This is a genomic window from Siccirubricoccus sp. G192 (genome assembly GCF_019084075.1).
In the GTDB taxonomy this organism is placed as follows: domain Bacteria; phylum Pseudomonadota; class Alphaproteobacteria; order Acetobacterales; family Acetobacteraceae; genus G192.
Map to the genome: position 1 here is coordinate 4,257,791 of NZ_JAHREN010000001.1, position 19,274 is coordinate 4,277,064.

Below are 19,274 nucleotides of genomic sequence, written 5' to 3' on the forward strand. Positions count from 1 at the left end.
AGGACAAGCCCATGCTGAAGGATGCCCATGGCCTGGCGGTCAGCACGGATTCGCCGGAAGCGGTGCGCGGCTTCGATGACAGCCTGCAGGGCTACCTGAAATACCGCGCCGATACGCCGCAGCGGCTCAAGCGCGCCCTGCTGGCGGACCCGGAATTCGGCCTGCTGCATGTGCTGCGGGGCTATTTCACCATGCTGGCCCACAAGCAGGACCTGGTGCCCGCGGCGCAGGAGGCGCTGGCCGAGGCCAGGCGCCACACCGCCCGCGCGACCCCGCGCGAACAGGCGCATGTGGCGGCGCTGGAAGCCTGGGCGGATGGCGGCATGGACCAGGCGATCGCCATCTGGAACGGCATCTTCCGGGACCACCCGCACGACATCCTGGCCTTCCGGCTGCACCATTTCTGCTCCTTCTGGCTTGGCCGCGCGCCGGACATGGCGGTGGCGGCGGAGCATGTGCTGCCGCATTGGGGCGAGGGGCTGCCGGCCTATGGCAGCGTGCTGGCCTGCCGTGCCTTCGCGCAGGAGGAATGCGGCAATTACACCGTGGCCGAGGCCGCCGGCCGCGCCGCCATCGCGCTCGATCCCGGCGATCTCTGGGCGGCGCATGCGGTGGCGCATGTGCTGGAGATGCAGGGCCGCCGTGGCGAGGGCATCGCCTGGGTCGCCGGGCTGGAGCGCCATTGGGAAGGCGGCAACAACCTGATGCACCACCTCTGGTGGCACCGGGCCATGTATCACATGGAGCGCCGCGAATTCGCCGCGGTGCTCGACCTCTATGACCGCCGCTTCCGCGACCTGGAGAGCCCGGTCACGCAGGCGCAGCCCGATCTCTACATCGATGTGCAGAATGCCGCCTCCATGCTGTTCCGGCTGCAACGCCATGGCATCGAGGTCGGCGACCGCTGGACCGAGCTGGCCGACAAGGCGGAGGCGCGGATCGGCGACTGCCTCTCCACCTTCACCCTGCCGCATTGGATGATGGCGCTGGCCGCGACCGGGCGCTGGGAGGCGGCGCGGCGGATGCTCGAGGGGATGCGGGACTTCGCCGGCGCCAACCATGGCAGCGCCGCTTCCATCGTGGGGCGCATCGCGCTGCCGGTCTGCGAGGCGGTGCTGCGGCATGGGCAGGGTGACCATGCCGGCGCGGTGGCGGCGATGCGCCCGGCATTGGGCGGCATGTATGTGCTGGGCGGCAGCCACGCGCAGCAGGACGTGCTGGAGCAATTCTTCCTCGATGCCGCCATGAAGGCCGAGCTTGCCGAGGATGCGCGGCTGCTGCTGGAACGGGTCGCCGGCCGGCATCCGGTGCCGCCGGAACGGCGGGTGGGCTATGCCGAAGCCGCCCGCGCCGTGGCGCATTGAGGGGGTCAGGCTATGGGCGCGTAGCTGTTCCGGAGCGTGCCGATGCCCTCGATGGTGACCTCCACCACCATGCCCGGCCGCATCGGCAGGGCGCCGAGCGAGGTGCCGCAGGCGATCAGGTCGCCGGGATGCAAGGTCATCTCGCGCGAGATCAGGCTGACGATGCGCGCGGGTGGCAGGATCATGTCGCTCAACGGATAGTCCTGCCGCACGCGGCCGTTCAGTGCCACCTTCACGCGCTGCGCGGACCAGTCCAGCCCCGTGGCGATGGCGGGGCCAACCGGGCCGAATGTGTCGCAGCCCTTGGCCCGCGCCCATTGCGGGAAGGAAGGGTCGGCCTGCAACAGGTCCAGCGCAGTCACGTCATTGACGCAGGTGAGGCCGAAGATCGCCGCCCCGGCCTCCGCTTCCGTGGCATTGGTGCAGGTCCGGCCAATCACCAGGCCGAGCTCGCCCTCATAGATCACCTTGCCGGTATAGCCCGCGGGCGGGCGGATGGCGGCCTCCGGCCCGATGATGCTGCCGGGCGATTTCAGGAAATACAGCGGCTCCGCCGGGATGGCATTGCCGGCCTTGGCCGCCACCTCGTGGAAATTGTTCCAGAGCCCGATGAAACGCGCCGGCCGCACCGGCGGCAGCAACCGCAGATCGGCCAGCGGCAGGCTTTCCCCCGTCGGTTCGGGCGCGGCGAAGATATCGCCGGCATGGACGCGGACGGAATCGCCCTCCAGCAGGCCGAAGCCCTCCGCGCCGTCGCGCGCGAACCGCACCCAGAGCGCCATGGCTAGAACAGCTCCATCAGCTTCGTATGGTCGGAAAGATCGGCGGGCGTCCCCTCGAAGATGAAGCGCCCGGACCGCATGACGATCACACGGTCGGAAACGGCGAAAGCCTCCCGCAGGTTCTGCTCCACCAGCAGGATCGCCACGCCGCGTTCCTGGCGCAGCCGCGCGATCGGCTCCATCAGGTCCTGGAAGAGCTTGGGGGCCAGGCCGATGGAGGGCTCGTCCAGCAGCAGCGCGCGCGGCCGGGTGAGCAGGGCGCGGGCGATCGAGACCATCTGCTGCTGCCCGCCGGAAAGCGTGCCGGCGCGCCGCCTGCGGAATTCCTTGATGCGCGGCAGCAGGTCGAGCACATCCTCCACCCGCCGCGCGCCCTCGACCTTGTCCACCCCGGCCGACCACAGCGCGAGGCCGAAGATCTCCTCCACCGTCAGGTCGGGGAAGACGCCGCGGCCCTCCGGCACCAGCGCCACGCCGGCCGCGCCCAGCGCCGCCGGGACATGGCGCGGCAGCACCTCGCCGAAGACGCGGATCTGCCCGGCAGCCGGCCGGTGCAGCCCGAACAGCACGCGCAGCAGCGTGGATTTCCCGGCGCCGTTATGACCGATGAGGCAAAGCCCCTCCCCCGCCCGGAGCGTGATGGAAAGGTCCTGCAACACCTCCCGCCCGCCATAGCCGGCGACGAGGCCGGTCGCCTCGATGGCAACAGTGCCACGCGCCTCCGGCGCGACCATGACGCCGCGCGCCTCCGGCACGGTTTCCGTCACGCAACCTCCTGCGGCCGGTCGCCGAAATAGATGGCGGCGAGTTGCGGGTCGCGCAGAATCGCCTGCGGCTCGCCCTCCGCCAGCACGCGGCCCTGGTCGAGGAAGGCGATGCGGTCGGCGAGTTCGGCGACCACGTCCAGATTATGCTCGATCAGGCAGATCGCCACGCCCCGCGCCCGCGCATCCTTCAGCAACTGGCCGAAGCGCAGCCGCGAGGCAAGGTCGAGGCCCGAGGCGGGTTCATCCAGCAGCCAGATCTCCGCCTGCGCGGCCAGGATGCGGGCCATGGAGAGGAATTTCCGCTCGGCATAGGCCAGGTCCACGGCGCGGGCCGTGGCCAGCGTGGCCAGCCCCGTCGCCTCCAGCGCTGCTTCCGCCGCCGCCTCCCGCGCCCGGCGGCCGGTGCCGGGCTGCCAGAACCAGGCGCTGCGCTCGGTGGCGGCCAGCACATTGTCCCGCACCGACATATGGGTGAACAGCCGCAGATCCTGGAAGGACCGCGCCACGCCCCGCCGTGCCACCTGCCAGGGCTTCAGCCCGAGGATGGACTGGCCGCGCAGCAGGGCCACCCCCGCATCGGCGCGGAGATTGCCGGTGATGAGGTTGAACACCGTTGTCTTGCCGGCGCCGTTCGGCCCGACCAGCGCCGTCACCTGGCCCGCCGGCAGGGCCAGCGAGACGCCGGCCACCGCCTGCACGCCCCCGAAGCTGCGCGCCAGCCCCTCGCAACGCAGCGGCGGGTCCATGCTTGCTGGCCGATTCACGCCTCGCTCCTGCCGCGGCTGAGGTCGCCGACCAGACCGGCCGGACGGAAGATCATCAGCAGGGTCATCGCCAGGCCGTAGATGATCTGCTGCACCGCCCCCACCTCGGTCGGCGGGATGAAGGGCAGGAAGGCGAGGCCGGCCGGCAGGCTCAGCAGCAGCACCGCGCCCACCACGGGGCCGAGCAGCGTGCCGGTGCCGCCGACGATCACCATGGCCATCACCAGCACGGATTGCTCCAGGGTGAAGCTCTCCACATTGACGAATTGCATGTGCAGCGCGAACAGCGCGCCCGCCACGCCGGCGCCGGCACAGGCGAAAGCCACCGCCAGCGCCTTGGCGACGGCCACGTTCTTGCCCAGGGCCTCGGCCGCGCTTTCGGCATCACGGATGGATTGCAGGGTGCGGCCGAAACTGCCGCGCGCCATGGCGGCGATCGCCAGCAGGATCAGCGCCAGCGCCGCCAGGGACAGCGGCAGCGCACCCACCGCGAAGCCGAAGAGGCGCGGCGGCGGAATGCCGATCAGCCCGCCGAGGCCGCCGGTCAGGCCCTTCGCCTCGCTGAACAGGGTCAGCGCCATCATCTGCAAGCCCAGCGAGGCGGCGACGAAATACTCGCCCCTGACGCGCAATGCCGGCAGCGCCAGGCAGAGCGACAGCCCGCCCGCGATCAGCGCCGCCACCGCGCAGGCCGCCAGCGCATCCGGCACCAGATGCAGCGCCACCTGCGCCCCGGCATAGGCGCCGAGGCCGAAGAACACCGCATGCGCCACGCTGAAGATGCCGGCATAGCCGACCATGAAATTCAGCGTCACCGCCAGGATGGCGAAGATGGCGGCCAGGGTCGCCAAGCTGGCGAGATAGGCGGTCATCTTGCGGCAACCACCCCAAAGAGCCCGGTCGGCCGGAACAGGATGAAGCCGAACAGCACCAGGAAGCTGGCGGCCTCCGCCCATTGCGTGTCCAGCACCAGCAGCACCAGCGATTCCGCCACGCCCAGCAGCACCCCCGCCACCGCGGCGCCGCGCAGGCTGCCCACGCCGCCGACCATCGTCGCCGCCATGGAGAGCAGCATCACATGGTTGCCCACCGCCTCGTTCAGGCCGGTGGTCATGGCCATCAGGATCGCCGCCGGCGCCGCCAGGGCGGAGCCGAGCGCGAAGGTCAGCACCGAGAGGCGCGAGGAGGAGAGGCCATAGGCCCGGATCAGGTCCGGGTTCTGCGCCAGGGCGCGCAGCGCCACCCCGGCATGGGTGCGCGACAGGAAGGCGGTCAGCGCCACGAAGAGCACCACCGCCACCCCGATCGCCACCCAGAAGACCTGCGCCAGGAAGACCTCCGGCAGGACCTCCACCGCCCGGCTCAGCGTGGTGTCCACATTGGCGAAGCCGCGGCCGGCCACCATGCCCACCAGGTTCTGCACCACGATGGAAACCCCGAAGGCGGCGACGAAGACGGTGAAGAAGCTGCCCTCATGCCGCTGGATCGGGCGGTAGACGAAGCGTTCCATGCCGATGCCGAACAGCACCGCCACCGCCACCGCGGCCAGCACGCCGAGCGCCGGATGCCAGCCGGCATTCCAGGCGAAGACGAAGACATAGCCGGCCAGCGTGAAGGTCGCGCCATGCGCCACATGGAAGACCCGCGTGGTGCCGAAGATCAGCGCGAAGCCGGCCGCGGTGAGGGCATAGATCGCCCCGGTCTGCAGCCCGCCCAGCAGAAGCTGGAGAACCAGCATGGCATCCATGAAGGCAGCGCGCTCAGCCGGCCAGGCGGTTCAGGCGACCGTCGCGCAACTCGTTCACCTCGATGGCGGCCATCATGTTGCCGGCATCGTCGAACTCCCCGGTGCCGCCGACCAGCGGGAATTTGCGGGTCTTGAGCAGCGCGGCGCGCAGGCTGTCGCCACCCAACTGGCCGCCCTCGGCCTCGACCTGCTGCCCCAGCAGGCCGAAGAGCCGGGTCGCGTTGTAGTAATTCACGTTGTAGATCGTGGGCTCCTTGCCATTCGCCTTCCTGAAGTCCGCGGCGAAGCGGCGGGTGATGGCATCGCCGCCCTCGAAATCCACCTTCTGGCCGGTGAAGATCAGCCCGTTCGCTTCCGGCAGGGACCGCACCGAATCCAGGTTCATGGCGGAATAGCTGCACAGCAGTTGCGAAACGCCGTTGTCGCGCAGCCCCTTGATGATCTGGCTCTGCTGCGCGCCGAAGCTGGCGATATAGACCGCATCCGGCCGCACCTGCCGGACACGCGCCGCCACGGGCCCGAATTGCTGCGCCGTGCGCGGCACGCTGAAGCTGCCGACCAACTGGCCCCCCGCCTTCGGCAATTCGTCCCGCAGGATGCCGAGGATGGCATCGCCCAGGGGGTCGTCCACATAGACCAGCGCGATCCGCTTGGCGCCCCGCTGCCCGACCAGGTAGGGCAGCAGCGCCCGCGTCTCCAGATGCGCCAGCGGGATGACGTTCCAGAAATAGGGCGAGAGGCCCGAAAGATCCGGCCCCACCGCGCCGCCATTCACCATGATGACCTTGGCCCGGTCGCCGATCGGCGCCACTGCCTTGGAAACCGCGGTGAACCCCACCAGCGTCCAATTCGCCCGGTCGACGTTCACCAGCTTGTTCATGCCGACCACCGCCTGCTGCGGCAGCGCCTGGGTATCCTCCGCCTGCAGCCGCACCGGGCGCTTCAGCATCCGGTCCTGCTCGATATGCTCCAGGGCAAGCTGCGCGCCGGCGGTGAAGACGCCGCCATATTCCGCATTCGGCCCGCTGAGCGGGAACAACGTGCCGACCACATAGGGGTCGCCGCCCTGCGCCGAGGCCCGGCCGATGAAGGGGGCTGCCAGGGCCGAGCCGAGCAGGCCGCGGCGGCCGAAGCGGATGGCGGTCATGGATCGTTTCTCCCGGTAACGGCGGGCAGCCTCCGTTCCGGCCGCACGCCTGTCAATCTGGCCTAATTGAAGGGCAGGCGAAGCCCCGGCTCGTCCCATTCCATCATGGCCAGCCTGCCGGTGTTGGAGAGCGTGATCCAGGCGGTGCGCATGTCCTTGCCGCCGAAACAGATATTGGTGGGCATGCGCTCCGGCATCGGCACCACCCGGAGGATCTCGCCGGCGGGGGAGACGGTAGTGATCTCGCCCGATACCAGCGTGGCGACGCAGATATTACCCGCCGCCGTCACCGCGATGCTGTCCAGCCGCCGATAGCCGGGGAACTGGCAGAGCACGCGCCCGCCATTGGAACTCGGCCAGGGCTCCTTCCGCAGCACGCCGGGGCCTTCCACATCCCAGGCCCAGAGCCGCCCCGTCTCGGTCTCCGCCACATAGAGCACCCGGCCATCCGGCGAGAGGGCGATGCCATTGGCGCCGCCGAAGACCGGGAAAGCGGCCTCGACGATGCGCGAGCCATCGGCGGCTGCCCAATAGACCCCGCCATGGTCGCGGTCGCGGGACCGCACCTTGCCGAGATCGCTGAACCAGAATCCGCCATTGGGGTCGAAGACGATGTCGTTCGGGCCCTTCAGCCGGTGCTCGCCGCAGCGGTCATAGAGCACCTCGACGCTGCCGGTGGCGGGGTCGATCACCTCGATCCGGCCGCCGCTGTAATTCGGGCCCTGGCCGAGCGGGCGCAGCATCCCGGGCTGGTCGTGCCAGGCGAAGCCACCATTGTTGCAGCAGAAGATCCTGCCATCCGGGCCGAGCGCGATGCCGTTGGGCCCGCCGCCTGGCCGCGCGATGACGGTCCGGGTGCCGTCCGGGGCCACCCGGGTGAGGCAGCCCTCGGCGATCTCCACCACCACCACGGCGCCATCCGGCATGGCGATTGGGCCTTCGGGGAAGCGCAGCCCCTCCGCCATGATATGCAGTTCCGCCGATCCGGCCATGCCGCTTCCCCCTCCGAAGGCAATGCCGGGAGATCATGCGCGCGCCCGGCCCGGCCGCAAAGCCCGCGCCCGCCGCCCCCTACAGCAGCGTGCCGAATTGATGGTTCGGCACGCCGCTGTAGCCTGGTGTTCGTAGAGCAGATTCACGCCTCCGGGCGGTTCCGCCCTGCGGTGATCCGCTCTAATCGCAGCGGGTCGGTGCGGACCAGCGCTGCAGCATCAGCGTGCCGTGCGTGTCCAGGCTCAGCGGCAAGGAACCCGTCTCCCGCAGCACCCGCTCCACGCCGGCATAGAATTCCGGGTAGGCGGCAATCTCGCGCGAGACGAGCCAGATGGCCGGCGCACCGCCCACGGCCTGGCACAGGGTCTTCCGCCCCAGCAGGGAACCCGGCAGGGCTACGGCATCCGTCATCAGGCGGATGGCAACGGTATTGACGCCCTGCTCGGCATCGCCCACCGCTACCGTGGTCCGCAGCGTTCCGCCATTCCTGAACTGGTAATCCAGCGCCACGGCCTCGAAGGCGCCGATGGCCATGATGGCCTCGCCCGGCCGCGCCTCGCGATCGAGCTGGGCAGCGAGCGAATCCCAGGCCTCGCCGTAGAAGGTCGTCGAACGGAGGTGGTTGAGCGTTCCCTTGGCCTGCGGCGCCAGCGCCGCAACCACCACCAGCGCCACCAGCAGCGGTCGCCGGAAGGAAGCGAGGCCGCCCGCAAGCACAGCCAGATAAAGCGCCAAGGTGAACAGGATGGTGCGGTCCATCAGGATCGGCGTCACCTGGCTGATGCCCCATACGGCAGCCACCGCGAAGACGAAGGCCACGCTCAGCGCCCGTATCTGCGGGTTGCGCCTCCCCACCCAGAGGCAGGACCCGAGCGCCAGCAGCGACAGCAGCGCGCCGGGGAGCGCAATCCGTTCAAGCTGCGGCGCCAGCAGCGCGTTGCGGAATTCGAGCCAGGCCTCCTGGGGACCTGGCACCGGCATCCAATAGGCCGCGCCGGTGGTGTTGCCGGCGATGGCCAGCGCCAGCCACAGCACGGGCGCGGCGAGCAGCAGCCCGCCAAGCCCGGAGGCGAAGACCGGCAGCCAGGCGGCCACCGGGCTCCGCCGCTGCGCCAGCAGGGCGAGAGCATAGACGTGGAAGGTCGCCGCCGCGAATATGCTGGTGAAGTGCAGGTGGATCATCACACCGGTGACCAGGGCCAGACCGGCGGCCAGCCACCATCGGCGCGCACCGGTGGTGGCCACCAGCCGCTCCGCCAGCATCAGGCCAAGCACGAACAGGAACAGCAGCGCCGAATAGACCCGCGCCTCCTGCGCGTAGTGGACCGCCGCGCCGGCCAGGGCCAGCAGCACCGCGCCCCAGGCGGCGGCGGCGGTGCCGAAGGCGCGGCGGAGGAACAGGCTGAAGGGCAGGATCGCCGCGGCGCCGAGCAGCGCCGAGGGCAGCCTCAGCCAGAACACCCCATCGCCGCCGAGTTGCATCCAGGCCCCGACCGCCAGGTAGTAGCCGGGCGGCGTGAGCTCCAACCGGCCCATGACATTGATGAGCGTATCCGCGTCGAGCAGCCCATAGCCCCAGCTGCCCGCCTCATCCACCCAAAGCGGCCGGCTGCCGAGCGTGAGCAGCCGCAGCAGCAGCCCCAGGCACAGTGCCCCGCCCACCACTGCGCCGGAGCCGCGCCGGGTCTGGAGCAGCGCCATTGCGCGGCGGACCAGCCGAGCCCCCCAGCCTGCGCCCTCCCGTGGCAGCAGCCCGGCGCCGAGCCGGCCGGACGGCGCCCGCCGCCCAAGCAGGATGAGGCCGGCGATGCCCGACATCAGGACCAGCGCGGCGGCCGTCCAGGTGAGCCCGGCAGAGCCGCCGGCCATGCCCGCCGCCGCCGCAGCAGGGCCGGGCCATGCCAGCGCCAGGACGCAGGCAGGCGCCGCGAGACCACGCTGCAACGCCCGCTGCCTCCATGGTCCCTGAGCATCACGGCACGGCGTTTCCAGGAGTCGATCGGGGCGGAAAGGGCCATTCCCACCGGAGTCGGCATCCAAGGCATGACAAGGCATGCCTCGATCCGTATCAGCACCAGTGCGGAATCACAGGCGAAATTTCCGTGTGGTGCAGAGAGGTTCCGGGCCATCTGGAAGCGCCCCCACCGGCTCGACCTGACGGAATCGGGTGCCGCGACAGGGTTGGGCACCCGTCCCGACGCCTCGGCGCGGGGCGTCGGCCAAGCCACCCCGCGCCCCAAAGGTCACCTGCGGACCCTAGCGGGGACGCCAGAGTTCCACTGGACCGCGCTCCTCCGCCACCGTCCCGGCCAGTTCGTAACCGGATTCCAGCGCTGCTGTGATGATCGCGGCCGCGCCGGGGCGGATGGTGTGCCACCAGCCGCGGTCCACCACCACGAAGCGCGGCCGGCTGGCCATGATGCGCGCCACCTCCGCATCCATGTCGATATCGGCGACATCGCCGAAATGCCCGGTCACATGCGCGGGAAAGACGTAGCGCGTCGGCAGCCCGGCCCGCGCCAGCACATAGACCACGGGATGGTAGTTGGCGACGAAGATGGGCTCGCCCGGCGGCAATTCCGCGGCGATGGCGGCCGCCACCTGGCGCACCGGATCAGGGGCGAACAGGCCGATGCCCCGCTCGATCCGGGCCGTCGCGTCGGCCCGCCAGGATCCCACCGCGACCACGGCGACCAGGAATCCGAAGACGAGACCCCGGCGGCGTGGCGGCATGAACCGCGCCAGCCGCCAGCAGCCGAGCGCGGCAAGCAGCGAGAGCGGCGGCAGCCAGATCAGGAAGTAGTGCGGAAAGAAGAAGCCGGGCGCCAGGATCGCCAGGCTGCCGGCGGCGAACCAGAGCAGCCCGACCCGCGCCAGCAGCCCGCCCGGCCCGGCGCGGGGCAGCCAGCAGGCCAGGGCCAGCAGCGCCAGCAGGCAGGGCCAGAGCAGGGTCAGGAGGGTGACCAGGACCTGCTGCACCGCCGCTGCCGCCCCGAGCCGGTCATGCGAGTAGCGGAGCGGAGCCAGGAAGGAACCGTCCAGGAAGGCCGCAAACTCGCCTTGCAGCAGATAGGCCAGGCCGAACAACAGGGTGGGCAGGGCGCAGAGGCCGGCATAGGCAGCGGCCATGGCCAGGCCACGCCGCCATGGCAGCAGCCCGCGCCACCAGGCGGGGAAGGCCAGCAGGGCGAAGGCGAGGCACCCCTCCGGCGCCGCCACCGGCTTGATCGCGAGGGCCAGGCCGATGGCCAGGCCCATCACCACCAGGTCCCGCCAGCGCGGCGCCAGGCCCCCGCGCAGCGCCAGGGCCGCGGCGCGGATGCCGAGCGCGATGGCAGCGACGGTCAGGGGTGCGAACAGGATCTCCGTATTGGTGGCCTGCCCGCCAAGCCGGACGCTATGGGCGATGTAGATCAGGCCGGCACCAAGCCCGAGGCTGCGCGGCACACCGGCCGCCCGCACCGCGCCCACCAGCGCCGCGGCGGCCAGCGCAACCGAGATCGCGCCGAGCAGCCGGACCGCGCCCACGCTCTCTCCGAAGACCGTCATGGCCAGGGCGATCAGCGCGGGTGCCCCGATCGGGTGCATGTCCCATACGGCGACCAGCGGCCAGCCGCCCCGCAGCCATTCGCGCGCCTGGACCATGTAGAGGCCCTCATCCGTGTCGATGACCGCGGGCAGGAAGCCGAGCGCCCGGAAGGCCAGCGAGGCCAGCAGCAGCGCCGGAACCAGCAGCGCCGGCAGCAGCAGCCCTGATGCCGGCAATCTCCAGGCCAGGCGATGCGGGCCATTCCGCGGCGGGTCGCGGAGGCTGTCCTCCGGAGGGGGCAAGGTGGTGCTCATGCGCTCCCCGCCGGTTGCTCCGGCGGCTGTGGGACAGGGTTTCCGCCACCCCCCATATCACGGACCGGCGAGTGACAAACCCCGTCGCCCCGTCCGGGATGCACGGCTTGACTGGCGGGCGACCCGGCCCGACCGTTCCCGCATGTCCATACCCGAGCTTCGCGTCCGGGGCAGCGCCCCGGACCCCGTGACCCTCGCCGTACTCGACAACCGCCTGCGGGCGATCGTGGAGGAGATGGGGGAGGCGATGCTGCGCACCTCCTATTCGCAGATCCTCAACTCGTCGCGCGACTTCTCCATTGCGCTCTGCGATGCGCAATGCCGGCTGGTGGCCCAGGCGGACCACATCCCGGTGCATGTCGGCGCCATGCCATGGGCGGCCAAGGCGGTGGCGGAAGCCTTCAGCGGCGAGATCCGGGAGGGCGACACCTTCCTGCTGAACGACCCCTATCACGGCGGCAGCCACCTGCCCGACCTCACCATCATCCTGCCGGTCTTCGCCGAAGGGTCGCTCCGCTTCTGGTCCGTGGTGCGGGCGCATCAGAGCGATATCGGCGGCGCCACCCATGGCGGCTATAATCCCGGCGCCACCGAGATCTGGCAGGAGGGGCTGCGCGTCCCGCCGATCCGGCTCGGCGAGGGCGGCGCGCTCAGGGAGGACCTGCTGCGGATGCTGGCCGCCAATACCCGCATCGCCCGCGACTTCCGCGGCGACCTGATGGCGATGATCGGCGCCGCCCGGCTCGGCGAGCAGCGCCTGCGCCCGCTGCTGGCGAAATACGGCGCGGCATCGCTGGAGGCGGCCGTCTCCGCCATCCTGGACCTCTCGGAGGCGCATGCGCGGCGGATCGTCGCCGCCTGGCCGGATGGCACCTGGACCGGCGAGGCCCTGCTCGACGATGACGGCTTCGACCGCACCGACATCGCGATCCGCGCCACCGTCACCAAGCGCGGCGATGGCCTCACGGTGGACCTCTCGGCCAGCGACCCGCAGACCACCGGCTTCGTCAATTCCAGCTACCCCAACATGCGCAGCGCCGTGGCGATGGCCTTCGCCTTCCTGCTCGACCCGGATGTCGCCAAGAACGACGGCGCCTTCCGGCCGCTGGAGGTGATTGCGCGCGAGGGCACCGTGGTCTGGGCGCGGGAGGGGGCGCCGGTGACGATGTGCACCAGCCACTGCTCCAACGAGATCGTCGAGGCCATCATCCGCGCCCTCCAGCATTGCTGCCCGTACCGCGCCATGGGCGGCTGGGGCCGGCGCTTCCGGGTGGCGATCCAGGGCCGGGATGCGCGGCGCCCGGGCCGCGGCTTTGTCTGGCACCTGTTCCATGCCCGGCCCGGCGGCGGCGGCAGCGCGGGGGGCGATGGCTGGTCCGGCGCCGGGGAATGGCACTCCGCCGGCGGCCTCAAATTCGGCAGCGTCGAGATGGCGGAGGCGCGCTTCCCGCTGCATTTCGAGCGCCATGAATTCCTGCCCGGCTCGGCCGGCGACGGCACCCATCGCGGCGGCCTGGGCGGCGAACTCTCGCTGCTGATCGAGAGCGACGGCCCCTGCCGCGCCAATACCGCTGGCGATGGCGCGCGGCATGGCGCCGCGGGGATGCTGGGCGGCCAGGACGGCGCGCCGCACCGCTACACGCTCCGCCGTGCCGATGGCGAGGAACGGGTGCTGCGGACCAAGGAGGTCGGCATCGCCATCCAGCCCGGCGACCGGCTGCTGGTGGCCTCCGGCGGCGGCGGCGGCTGGGGGCCGCCCGAGCGGCGCGACCCGGCGGCCCGGGCGCGCGACGCCAGGGAGGGGCTGGTCTGATGCCCGCGCCCGACCTGCATGGCGACCACCCGCTGCCGCGCCAGGACGACGATCCGCCGCTGCCGCGGCAGGCCGGCTGGCGCATCGGCATCGATGTCGGTGGCACCTTCACCGATGTGGTGGGCATCGCCCCGGATGGCACCGAGACACTGGCCAAATCCGCCAGCACCCCGGCGGACCAGAGCGAGGGTGTCATCGCCGGCCTGGCCGAGTTGGCCGCCAGCCTGCACCTGACGCTCGGCGAATTGCTGCAGCAGACCACGCGCATCGTGCATGGCACCACGGTCGCCACCAATGCGCTGCTGGAGCGGAAGGGCGCGCGGGTCGCGCTGCTGACCACCGAGGGCCATCGCGACGTCATCGAGATGCGCGAGGGGCTGAAGCCGGAACGCTACGACCTCCGCCTGCCGGCGCCCGAGCCGCTGGTGCCGCGCCACCTCCGCCTGCCGGTCCGCGAGCGGCTGCGCGCCGATGGCAGCGTGGCGGTGCCGCTGGACGAGGCCTCCCTCGCCGCCGCCATCGGGGCGCTGCGGCGGGAGCAGGTGGAGTCCGTCGCGATCGGCTTCCTGCACAGTTGGCGCGAGCCGGCGCATGAGCGCCAGGCCGCCGCGGCGGTGGCGGCGGCGCTGCCCGGGGTGCATGTCACGCTCTCGGCCAATGTGCTGCCGCAGATCAAGGAGTTCGAGCGCTTCAGCACCGCCATGGTGAATGCCTATGTCGGCCCCGTGGTGTCCCGCTATCTCGCGCGCCTGCGCGAGCGGCTGGCGGCGGCGGGCTATGCCGGGCCGCTCTTCGTCATCCTCTCGCATGGCGGCGTCGCGCCGGTGGAGGAGGCGGCGCGGCTCGCCGTCGGCACCGCGCTCTCCGGCCCGGCCGGGGGCGTGGCCGCGGCGGTGGCGCTGGCGGGTCAGGGGATGGGCGCGGACCTCGTCACCTTCGACATGGGCGGCACCTCCACCGATATCGCGCTGGTGGCGGCGGGCGAGGCGGCGCTCGGGCGCGGCCGCACCGTGGCCGGCGAGCGCATCGCGCTGGAGAGCCTCGATATCGTGACGCTCGGCGCCGGCGGCGGCTCCATCGCGCATCTCGGCGCCGGAGGAACCCTGCAGGTGGGGCCGCAAAGCGCCGGGGCGGTGCCCGGCCCGGCCTGCTACGGCACGGGCGGGACGGAGCCCACCGTGACCGATGCCAACCTTGTGCTGGGCTATCTCGACCCGGCGAATTTCCTGGGCGGCGCCAGGCGGCTGGACCTGGGGGCGGCGCAGGATGCGGTGGCGCGGCTGGCGGCGCGGCTCGGCCTCGAGGCGGGGGATTGCGCCGCCGGCATCCATCGCCTGGTGAATGCCCGCATGGCGGATGGGGTGCGGGTCGCGACGGTGCGGCGCGGCGTCGACCCGCGCGATTTCGCGCTGCTGGCCTTCGGCGGTGCCGCCGGGCTGCATGCCAGCGCGGTGGCGCGCGAACTCGGGCTGCGCCGCGCGGTGGTGCCGGTCTTCGCCGCCGGGCTCTCGGCCTGGGGCATGCTGCATACCGATCTCCGCTACGAACGCGCAGCGAGCGTGCTGGGCGCAGCCGGATTGCCGGAGGATGCGGCGATCCGCGACATCTTCGCCGGGCTGGAAGCCGAGGGCCGCAGCCGCATGGCCGTCTGGTTCAGCGGCGAGGTGGCGGCGCGGCGTAGCGCCGACATGCGCTATGGCGAGCAGGTCTTCGAGATCGCCGTGCCGCTGGACGACATGGACTGGGATGGCCCGGACCTGGCCGGGCGGTTGCGCGCAGCCTTCCACGCGCGGCACCAGGCGCTCTTCACCTATGCCCTGCCGGAGGAGGAGGTGGTGCTGGTGAATGCCCGCGTCGCGGTGGTGGGGCGGCTGCCGGTGGGGATGGCGCCGCCGCTGCCGGCTGGCGGGGCCACGGCGCCGCCGCAGGGGCATCGGCGCATCCGGCTGGAGGAAGGCGTGGTGGAGGCACCGGTCTTCCAGTTCGGGGCGCTGGCCCCGGACCAGGCGCTGACCGGGCCGGCCCTGGTGGAGAGCGCGACCACCACGGTGCTGCTGCTGCCGGGCGACCGGGCACGGATGGATGCGCGCGGCTGGCTCGATGTGGCGGTGCCGATAGGATAGGCAAGCGGACCAGGCCGAGGCTCAGGGTTTGCAGTTGACCGGGATACCCGGGGCGTAGACCGTTCCGATATGGAAGGCTTTCTAGTTCTCCTGGTGCTTGGCTTCTTCCTGGGCTGGTGGCTCGGGGTCGCAGGCTGGTTCCAGGCCCGCCGGGCAAGGCGGGAGATCGCGGCACTGCGGCTCGCGCTGGCCGAGGCCGGGATTGCCCTCGCCACGCCGCCGGAGCCGGCCCCTGCCGTGCAGCCGGCCACGCCACCTGCCACCCCCGCGGAGGCGGAGCCCATGGCGGCCAGCCCCGCGCCGGAACCCGTGCCGGAACCCGCCCCATCCCCTCCCCCCCGCGACCCGCCCCGGGCTGGAGGAGGCGCTGACCCTGCGCTGGGGCATGTGGCTCGGTGCCGGCGCCATCCTGCTGGCCGGTGTCTTCCTCGTGCGGACTGCGGTGGAGGAGGGCTGGCTCGGCCCGGAGGCGCGCTGCGCCCTGGCTGGGCTGCTCGGCCTGGCGCTGGTGGCCGCGGCGGAATGGCTGCGCCGGCGCGCGCCCCTCCATGCCGCCGCCGAGGCCATGCCAGCCGAGACCCCGGCCGCCCATGCCTGGCCCGACCTTGCGCCCGGCGCGCTGGCGGCGGGCGGCGTGGCCGTGCTGTTCGGCGCCGCCTATGCCACCGCCGTGCTCTATGCGCTGGTGCCGCCCTTGCTGGGCTTCGCGCTGCTCGCCCTGGCGGCGCTGGCGGGGCTGGCGCTGGCCCTGCTGCATGGGCCGCTGGTCGCCGCCATTGGCATCGCCTGCGCCTATCTGACCCCGGCACTGGTGCAGACCGAGGATCCCTCCCTGCCCGGCCTGTTTGCCTATCTGCTGATCGTGACCGCCGCCGCGCTGGCGGTGGTGCGGCAGGTGGCGGCGGTCTGGCTCGGCTGGGTTGCCACAATTGCCGCCGCGGGTTGGGTGGTGGTGGCGGGGCTGTTCATCGGCTCCGACGGCGATCTCTGGGCCCCGGCGCTCTTCGTGCCGGCGGCGGCGGCGCTGCACCTGGCACTGCTGCCCGGGGCGGCGCTGGAGACGGCGCTTGGCCGCCGCCTTGCCTGGGTGCCCTTCGCGGTGCTGGGCGGCGCGGCGCTGCTGCTGGTGCCGGGTACCAAGAGCCTTTCCCCGGCCGCGGCGCTGCTGCTGCTGACGCCGGTGGCGGTGTGGAAGGGCATCGCGGAGCCGCGGGTGGACCGCCTGCCCTGGCTCGCCGGCCTGTTCGGGCTGCTGCTGCTTCTGGCCTGGCGGATTCCCGCCTGGCTGCCCTCCGGGGAGACGGTGAGCATTGCCGGCGTGGTGCAGGGCATCCTGCCGCTCGGCCCCTGGCCGCCGGAAGCCTTGCAGCCCTTCCTCGGCGCCGCGCTGCTGCTGGCGGCGATGCATGGGCTGGCGGGATGGTGGCAGGAATGCCGGGCGCCGCATCCGCTGCGCTGGGCGGCGCTGCTGGCCGCGGTGCCGGTGCTGGCGCTGCTGGTGGCCTATGCGCGGGTGCGGGGCTTCGCGCCGGATATCCGCTGGGCATTGGCCGCCGTGGCGCTGGCGGCGGTGCTGGTGGCGGCGGCCACGGCGGCGCAGCGGGCGGGCGCGCAGCAGCGGGCCGGGGCGCATGCCGCCGGAGCGGTGGCGGCGCTGGCGCTCGGCGCCGCCATGGTGCTGTCCAGCCAGTGGCTCACCCTGGCGGTGGCGCTGTTCCTGCCGCCGCTCGCCTGGGTGGAGGCGCGGGCCGATCTGCCGGCGCTTCGCCGGGTGGCTACCGCCGTGGCGGGGCTGGTGCTGGTCCGGCTGCTGCTGAACCAGGAAGTGCTGGATTATTCCTTCGGCACCATGCCAGTGCTGAACGGGCTGCTGCTGGCCTATGGCGTGCCGGCGGCCGCCTTCGCCGTGGCGGCCTTCCAGTTCCGCCGACGCGCCGATGATGCCACCGTGGCGGTGCTGGAGGCCGGGGCGCTGGCCTTCCTCACCGCGCTGCTGCTGCTGGAAGCGCGGCACGCCATGACCAGTGGCGACCTCGCCGGCGAGGAATGGGGCTTCCCCGAGGCCGCATTGCAGCTTTGCGCCCTCTCGCTGCTGGCGGCGCTGGTGCGGTTGCTGAACCGGCGGCTCGGCCGAGTGGTGCTGGATTGGGGCTGGCGGTTGCAGCAACTGGCGGCGCTCGGCCTCGGCCTGGTGCTGCTGCTAGCGAATCCGGCCTTCGAGACCGGGGTGGCCCTGCTCACGACGCCAGTGCTGAACGAGTTGCTGCTGGCCTATGCCCTGCCCGCCGCCCTGGCGGCCGCCGCGGCGCAGTCACCGGAGGCCGGCCGGCCGCCGCTCTTTCGGCCCGCCCTCGCCCTTTATGCGCTGGCCGCCGGCTTTGCCTGGGTGACGCTGGAGGTGCGGCACGAATTCCATCCGCTCGACATGTCCCTCGACCTGGAGCCGGTCGGGGCGGCGGAACTCTATGCCTATAGCGGCGCCTGGCTCGGCTTCGGCGCCTTCCTGCTGGCGCTCGGCATCCGCAACGGCATCCCGGCGCTGCGGCTGGCGGCGCTGGCGATGCTGGGGCTGACAATCCTCAAGGCCTTCCTGGTGGATATGGCGGAATTGCAGGGGCTGTGGCGGGTGCTGAGCTTCCTTGGCCTCGGCCTCGCCCTGATCGCGCTGGGCTGGGTCTACCGGCGCTTCGTGGTGGCGCCGGCTACACTTCCTCCGGCGCCAGCGCCGCAGGCGTGACGGTCCAGACCCGGCCGCCATCCGCCGGCGGCTCGCAGCGGATCGGCAGGGCATTCGGCGTGCGGACATTGGGCTCGTGGCCGAAGGCCAGGCGCAGCGCGCGGAACAGCGCGCCATGCGCCACCACCAGCACCGGCGCCGGCAGCGCGGTGGCGCGGTTGATGGCGGCCACGGCGCGGGCCAGCAGCACGGCGAAGGGCTCGGCGTCCTTCGGCGTGTAGGTGCCGGCGATCCAGTCGTCGTACCAGTCGCCCATCGGCTGGCCTTCCTGCTCGCCGAACCCCACCTCGCGCAGGTCGGGATCGAAACCCACCGGCAGCGCCAGGGCCTCCGCCGCGATCTCCGCCGTCACCCGGGCGCGCGAGAGGGGCGAGGCGATGATGGTCGCGATCCTCATGCCCACCAGCGTCCGCGCCGCGCGGCGGGCCTGGAGCAGGCCCACCGCGTTCAGCGGGATGTCGGTATTGCCCTGGGACAGCCCCTGGGCATTCCAATCCGTCTCGCCATGGCGGAGGAACCAGAAGGCAACCGGGTTGAGGCGGGCCGGCGGTTTCAAGCCGCCAGCCCTTCCTGCTGCAGGGTGCGCTGCACCGCCGGCCGCGCCAGCATCGCCTGCAGATGCGCGTCGAGCTTCGGCGGCAGGGTCATGCCGGAACGCCGCGTCGCCCAGTATTCGACGAAGAACAGCGCCGCATCCGCCACCGAATAGCCCGAAGGGAGCACCCAGGTACCGCCCTTCCAGGTCTTCTCCAGCGTGTCGAAATATTTTGCCGCCAGCGCCTTGCCCTGTTCCACCACCTTGGGCAGGTCGGCCTCGGTCGGAGTGAAATTGGCGGCGCGGAATTGCCGGGTGAAGCCCTGCGGGTGGATGGTGCCGCAGACGTAGTCCATCATTTCCAGGCAGCGGATCTCGCCTTCGGGGTCCGTCGGCATCAGCTTCGCCTGCGGATTCGCCTTCGCCAGCCAAGTGGCGATGACCGGCCATTCCGTCAGCACGGAGCCATCCTCCCGCTGCAGCGCCGGCACCTTGGATTTCGGGTTGATCGCCATGTATTCGGGCTTGTGCTGCGCCCCGTCCTTCAGCGCCACCGGCGCGAGCTCATAGGGCTTGCCGATCTCCTCCAGCACCACATGGATGCCGACCGAGCAGGCGCCCGGCGAGTAATGAAGCTTCATTGCCGTATTCCTCCTCGT

15 protein-coding genes are annotated in these 19,274 nt (G+C 71.8%); 4 read left to right on the forward strand and 11 right to left on the reverse strand.

The features are described 5' to 3' along the window. The first annotated feature begins 11 nt into the window (after positions 1-11). Positions 12-1,364 carry a tetratricopeptide repeat protein gene (locus KSF81_RS20530; protein ID WP_217380536.1) on the forward strand — a complete coding sequence of 451 codons (1,353 nt, stop codon included), beginning with the start codon at positions 12-14 and terminating at the stop codon, positions 1,362-1,364. Positions 1,365-1,369: 5 nt separating this feature from the next. Here the strand turns inward: KSF81_RS20530 and KSF81_RS20535 are convergent, their stop codons facing one another. The 9 genes from KSF81_RS20535 to KSF81_RS20575 all read right to left on the reverse strand — a co-directional run bounded on the left by KSF81_RS20535 (position 1,370) and on the right by KSF81_RS20575 (position 11,407). Then, the gene (locus tag KSF81_RS20535; RefSeq protein WP_217380537.1) at positions 1,370-2,146 is read right to left on the reverse strand and encodes a fumarylacetoacetate hydrolase family protein; all 777 of its coding nucleotides are present in this window, start codon (positions 2,144-2,146) and stop codon (positions 1,370-1,372) included. A gap of 2 nt (positions 2,147-2,148) precedes the next feature. Beyond that, positions 2,149-2,913, reverse strand: a complete 765-nt coding sequence (locus tag KSF81_RS20540) for an ABC transporter ATP-binding protein (protein WP_309139637.1) — start codon at positions 2,911-2,913, stop codon at positions 2,149-2,151. Beyond that, on the reverse strand, positions 2,910-3,677 hold the full coding sequence (locus KSF81_RS20545; protein WP_309139638.1) for an ATP-binding cassette domain-containing protein: 768 nt from the start codon (positions 3,675-3,677) through the stop codon (positions 2,910-2,912). Before KSF81_RS20545 ends, KSF81_RS20540 begins: the two co-directional genes overlap by 4 nt. Further along, a complete protein-coding gene (locus KSF81_RS20550) occupies positions 3,674-4,549 on the reverse strand; it encodes a branched-chain amino acid ABC transporter permease (RefSeq protein WP_217380538.1) in 876 nt (291 codons plus the stop codon). The genes KSF81_RS20545 and KSF81_RS20550 overlap by 4 nt, the downstream gene beginning before the upstream one ends. Further along, the gene (locus KSF81_RS20555; protein ID WP_217380539.1) at positions 4,546-5,415 is read right to left on the reverse strand and encodes a branched-chain amino acid ABC transporter permease; all 870 of its coding nucleotides are present in this window, start codon (positions 5,413-5,415) and stop codon (positions 4,546-4,548) included. The genes KSF81_RS20550 and KSF81_RS20555 overlap by 4 nt, the downstream gene beginning before the upstream one ends. A 22-nt stretch (positions 5,416-5,437) precedes the next feature. Next, complete coding sequence (locus KSF81_RS20560; RefSeq protein WP_217380540.1) at positions 5,438-6,571, reverse strand: ABC transporter substrate-binding protein; 1,134 nt, start codon at positions 6,569-6,571, stop codon at positions 5,438-5,440. A gap of 62 nt (positions 6,572-6,633) precedes the next feature. Continuing rightward, positions 6,634-7,563, reverse strand: coding sequence for an SMP-30/gluconolactonase/LRE family protein (locus KSF81_RS20565; RefSeq protein WP_217380541.1), 930 nt, complete (start codon positions 7,561-7,563; stop codon positions 6,634-6,636). A gap of 181 nt (positions 7,564-7,744) precedes the next feature. Beyond that, positions 7,745-9,508 (reverse strand): glycosyltransferase family 39 protein, encoded by a 1,764-nt coding sequence (locus tag KSF81_RS20570; protein ID WP_217380542.1) that lies wholly within the window; start codon positions 9,506-9,508, stop codon positions 7,745-7,747. A gap of 312 nt (positions 9,509-9,820) precedes the next feature. Further along, on the reverse strand, positions 9,821-11,407 hold the full coding sequence (locus tag KSF81_RS20575; RefSeq protein ID WP_217380543.1) for a glycosyltransferase family 39 protein: 1,587 nt from the start codon (positions 11,405-11,407) through the stop codon (positions 9,821-9,823). A 187-nt stretch (positions 11,408-11,594) separates the two neighbouring features. Here KSF81_RS20575 and KSF81_RS20580 point away from each other — a divergent pair, with 187 nt between their 5' ends. The 3 genes from KSF81_RS20580 to KSF81_RS20590 all read left to right on the forward strand — a co-directional run bounded on the left by KSF81_RS20580 (position 11,595) and on the right by KSF81_RS20590 (position 18,080). Next, positions 11,595-13,220 carry a hydantoinase B/oxoprolinase family protein gene (locus tag KSF81_RS20580; protein ID WP_309139639.1) on the forward strand — a complete coding sequence of 542 codons (1,626 nt, stop codon included), beginning with the start codon at positions 11,595-11,597 and terminating at the stop codon, positions 13,218-13,220. Continuing rightward, positions 13,220-15,343, forward strand: coding sequence for a hydantoinase/oxoprolinase family protein (locus KSF81_RS20585; RefSeq protein WP_217380545.1), 2,124 nt, complete (start codon positions 13,220-13,222; stop codon positions 15,341-15,343). Before KSF81_RS20580 ends, KSF81_RS20585 begins: the two co-directional genes overlap by 1 nt. A 385-nt stretch (positions 15,344-15,728) precedes the next feature. Next, complete coding sequence (locus KSF81_RS20590; RefSeq protein WP_217380546.1) at positions 15,729-18,080, forward strand: DUF2339 domain-containing protein; 2,352 nt, start codon at positions 15,729-15,731, stop codon at positions 18,078-18,080. On the opposite strand, the gene KSF81_RS20595 is transcribed toward KSF81_RS20590, so the two are convergent. Then, positions 18,046-18,636 (reverse strand): histidine phosphatase family protein, encoded by a 591-nt coding sequence (locus KSF81_RS20595; RefSeq protein ID WP_217380547.1) that lies wholly within the window; start codon positions 18,634-18,636, stop codon positions 18,046-18,048. The two genes, KSF81_RS20590 and KSF81_RS20595, sit on opposite strands and share 35 nt — an antisense overlap. Continuing rightward, positions 18,633-19,256 (reverse strand): glutathione S-transferase family protein, encoded by a 624-nt coding sequence (locus tag KSF81_RS20600; RefSeq protein ID WP_217380548.1) that lies wholly within the window; start codon positions 19,254-19,256, stop codon positions 18,633-18,635. The genes KSF81_RS20595 and KSF81_RS20600 overlap by 4 nt, the downstream gene beginning before the upstream one ends. Between the last annotated feature and the right edge of the window lie 18 nt (positions 19,257-19,274).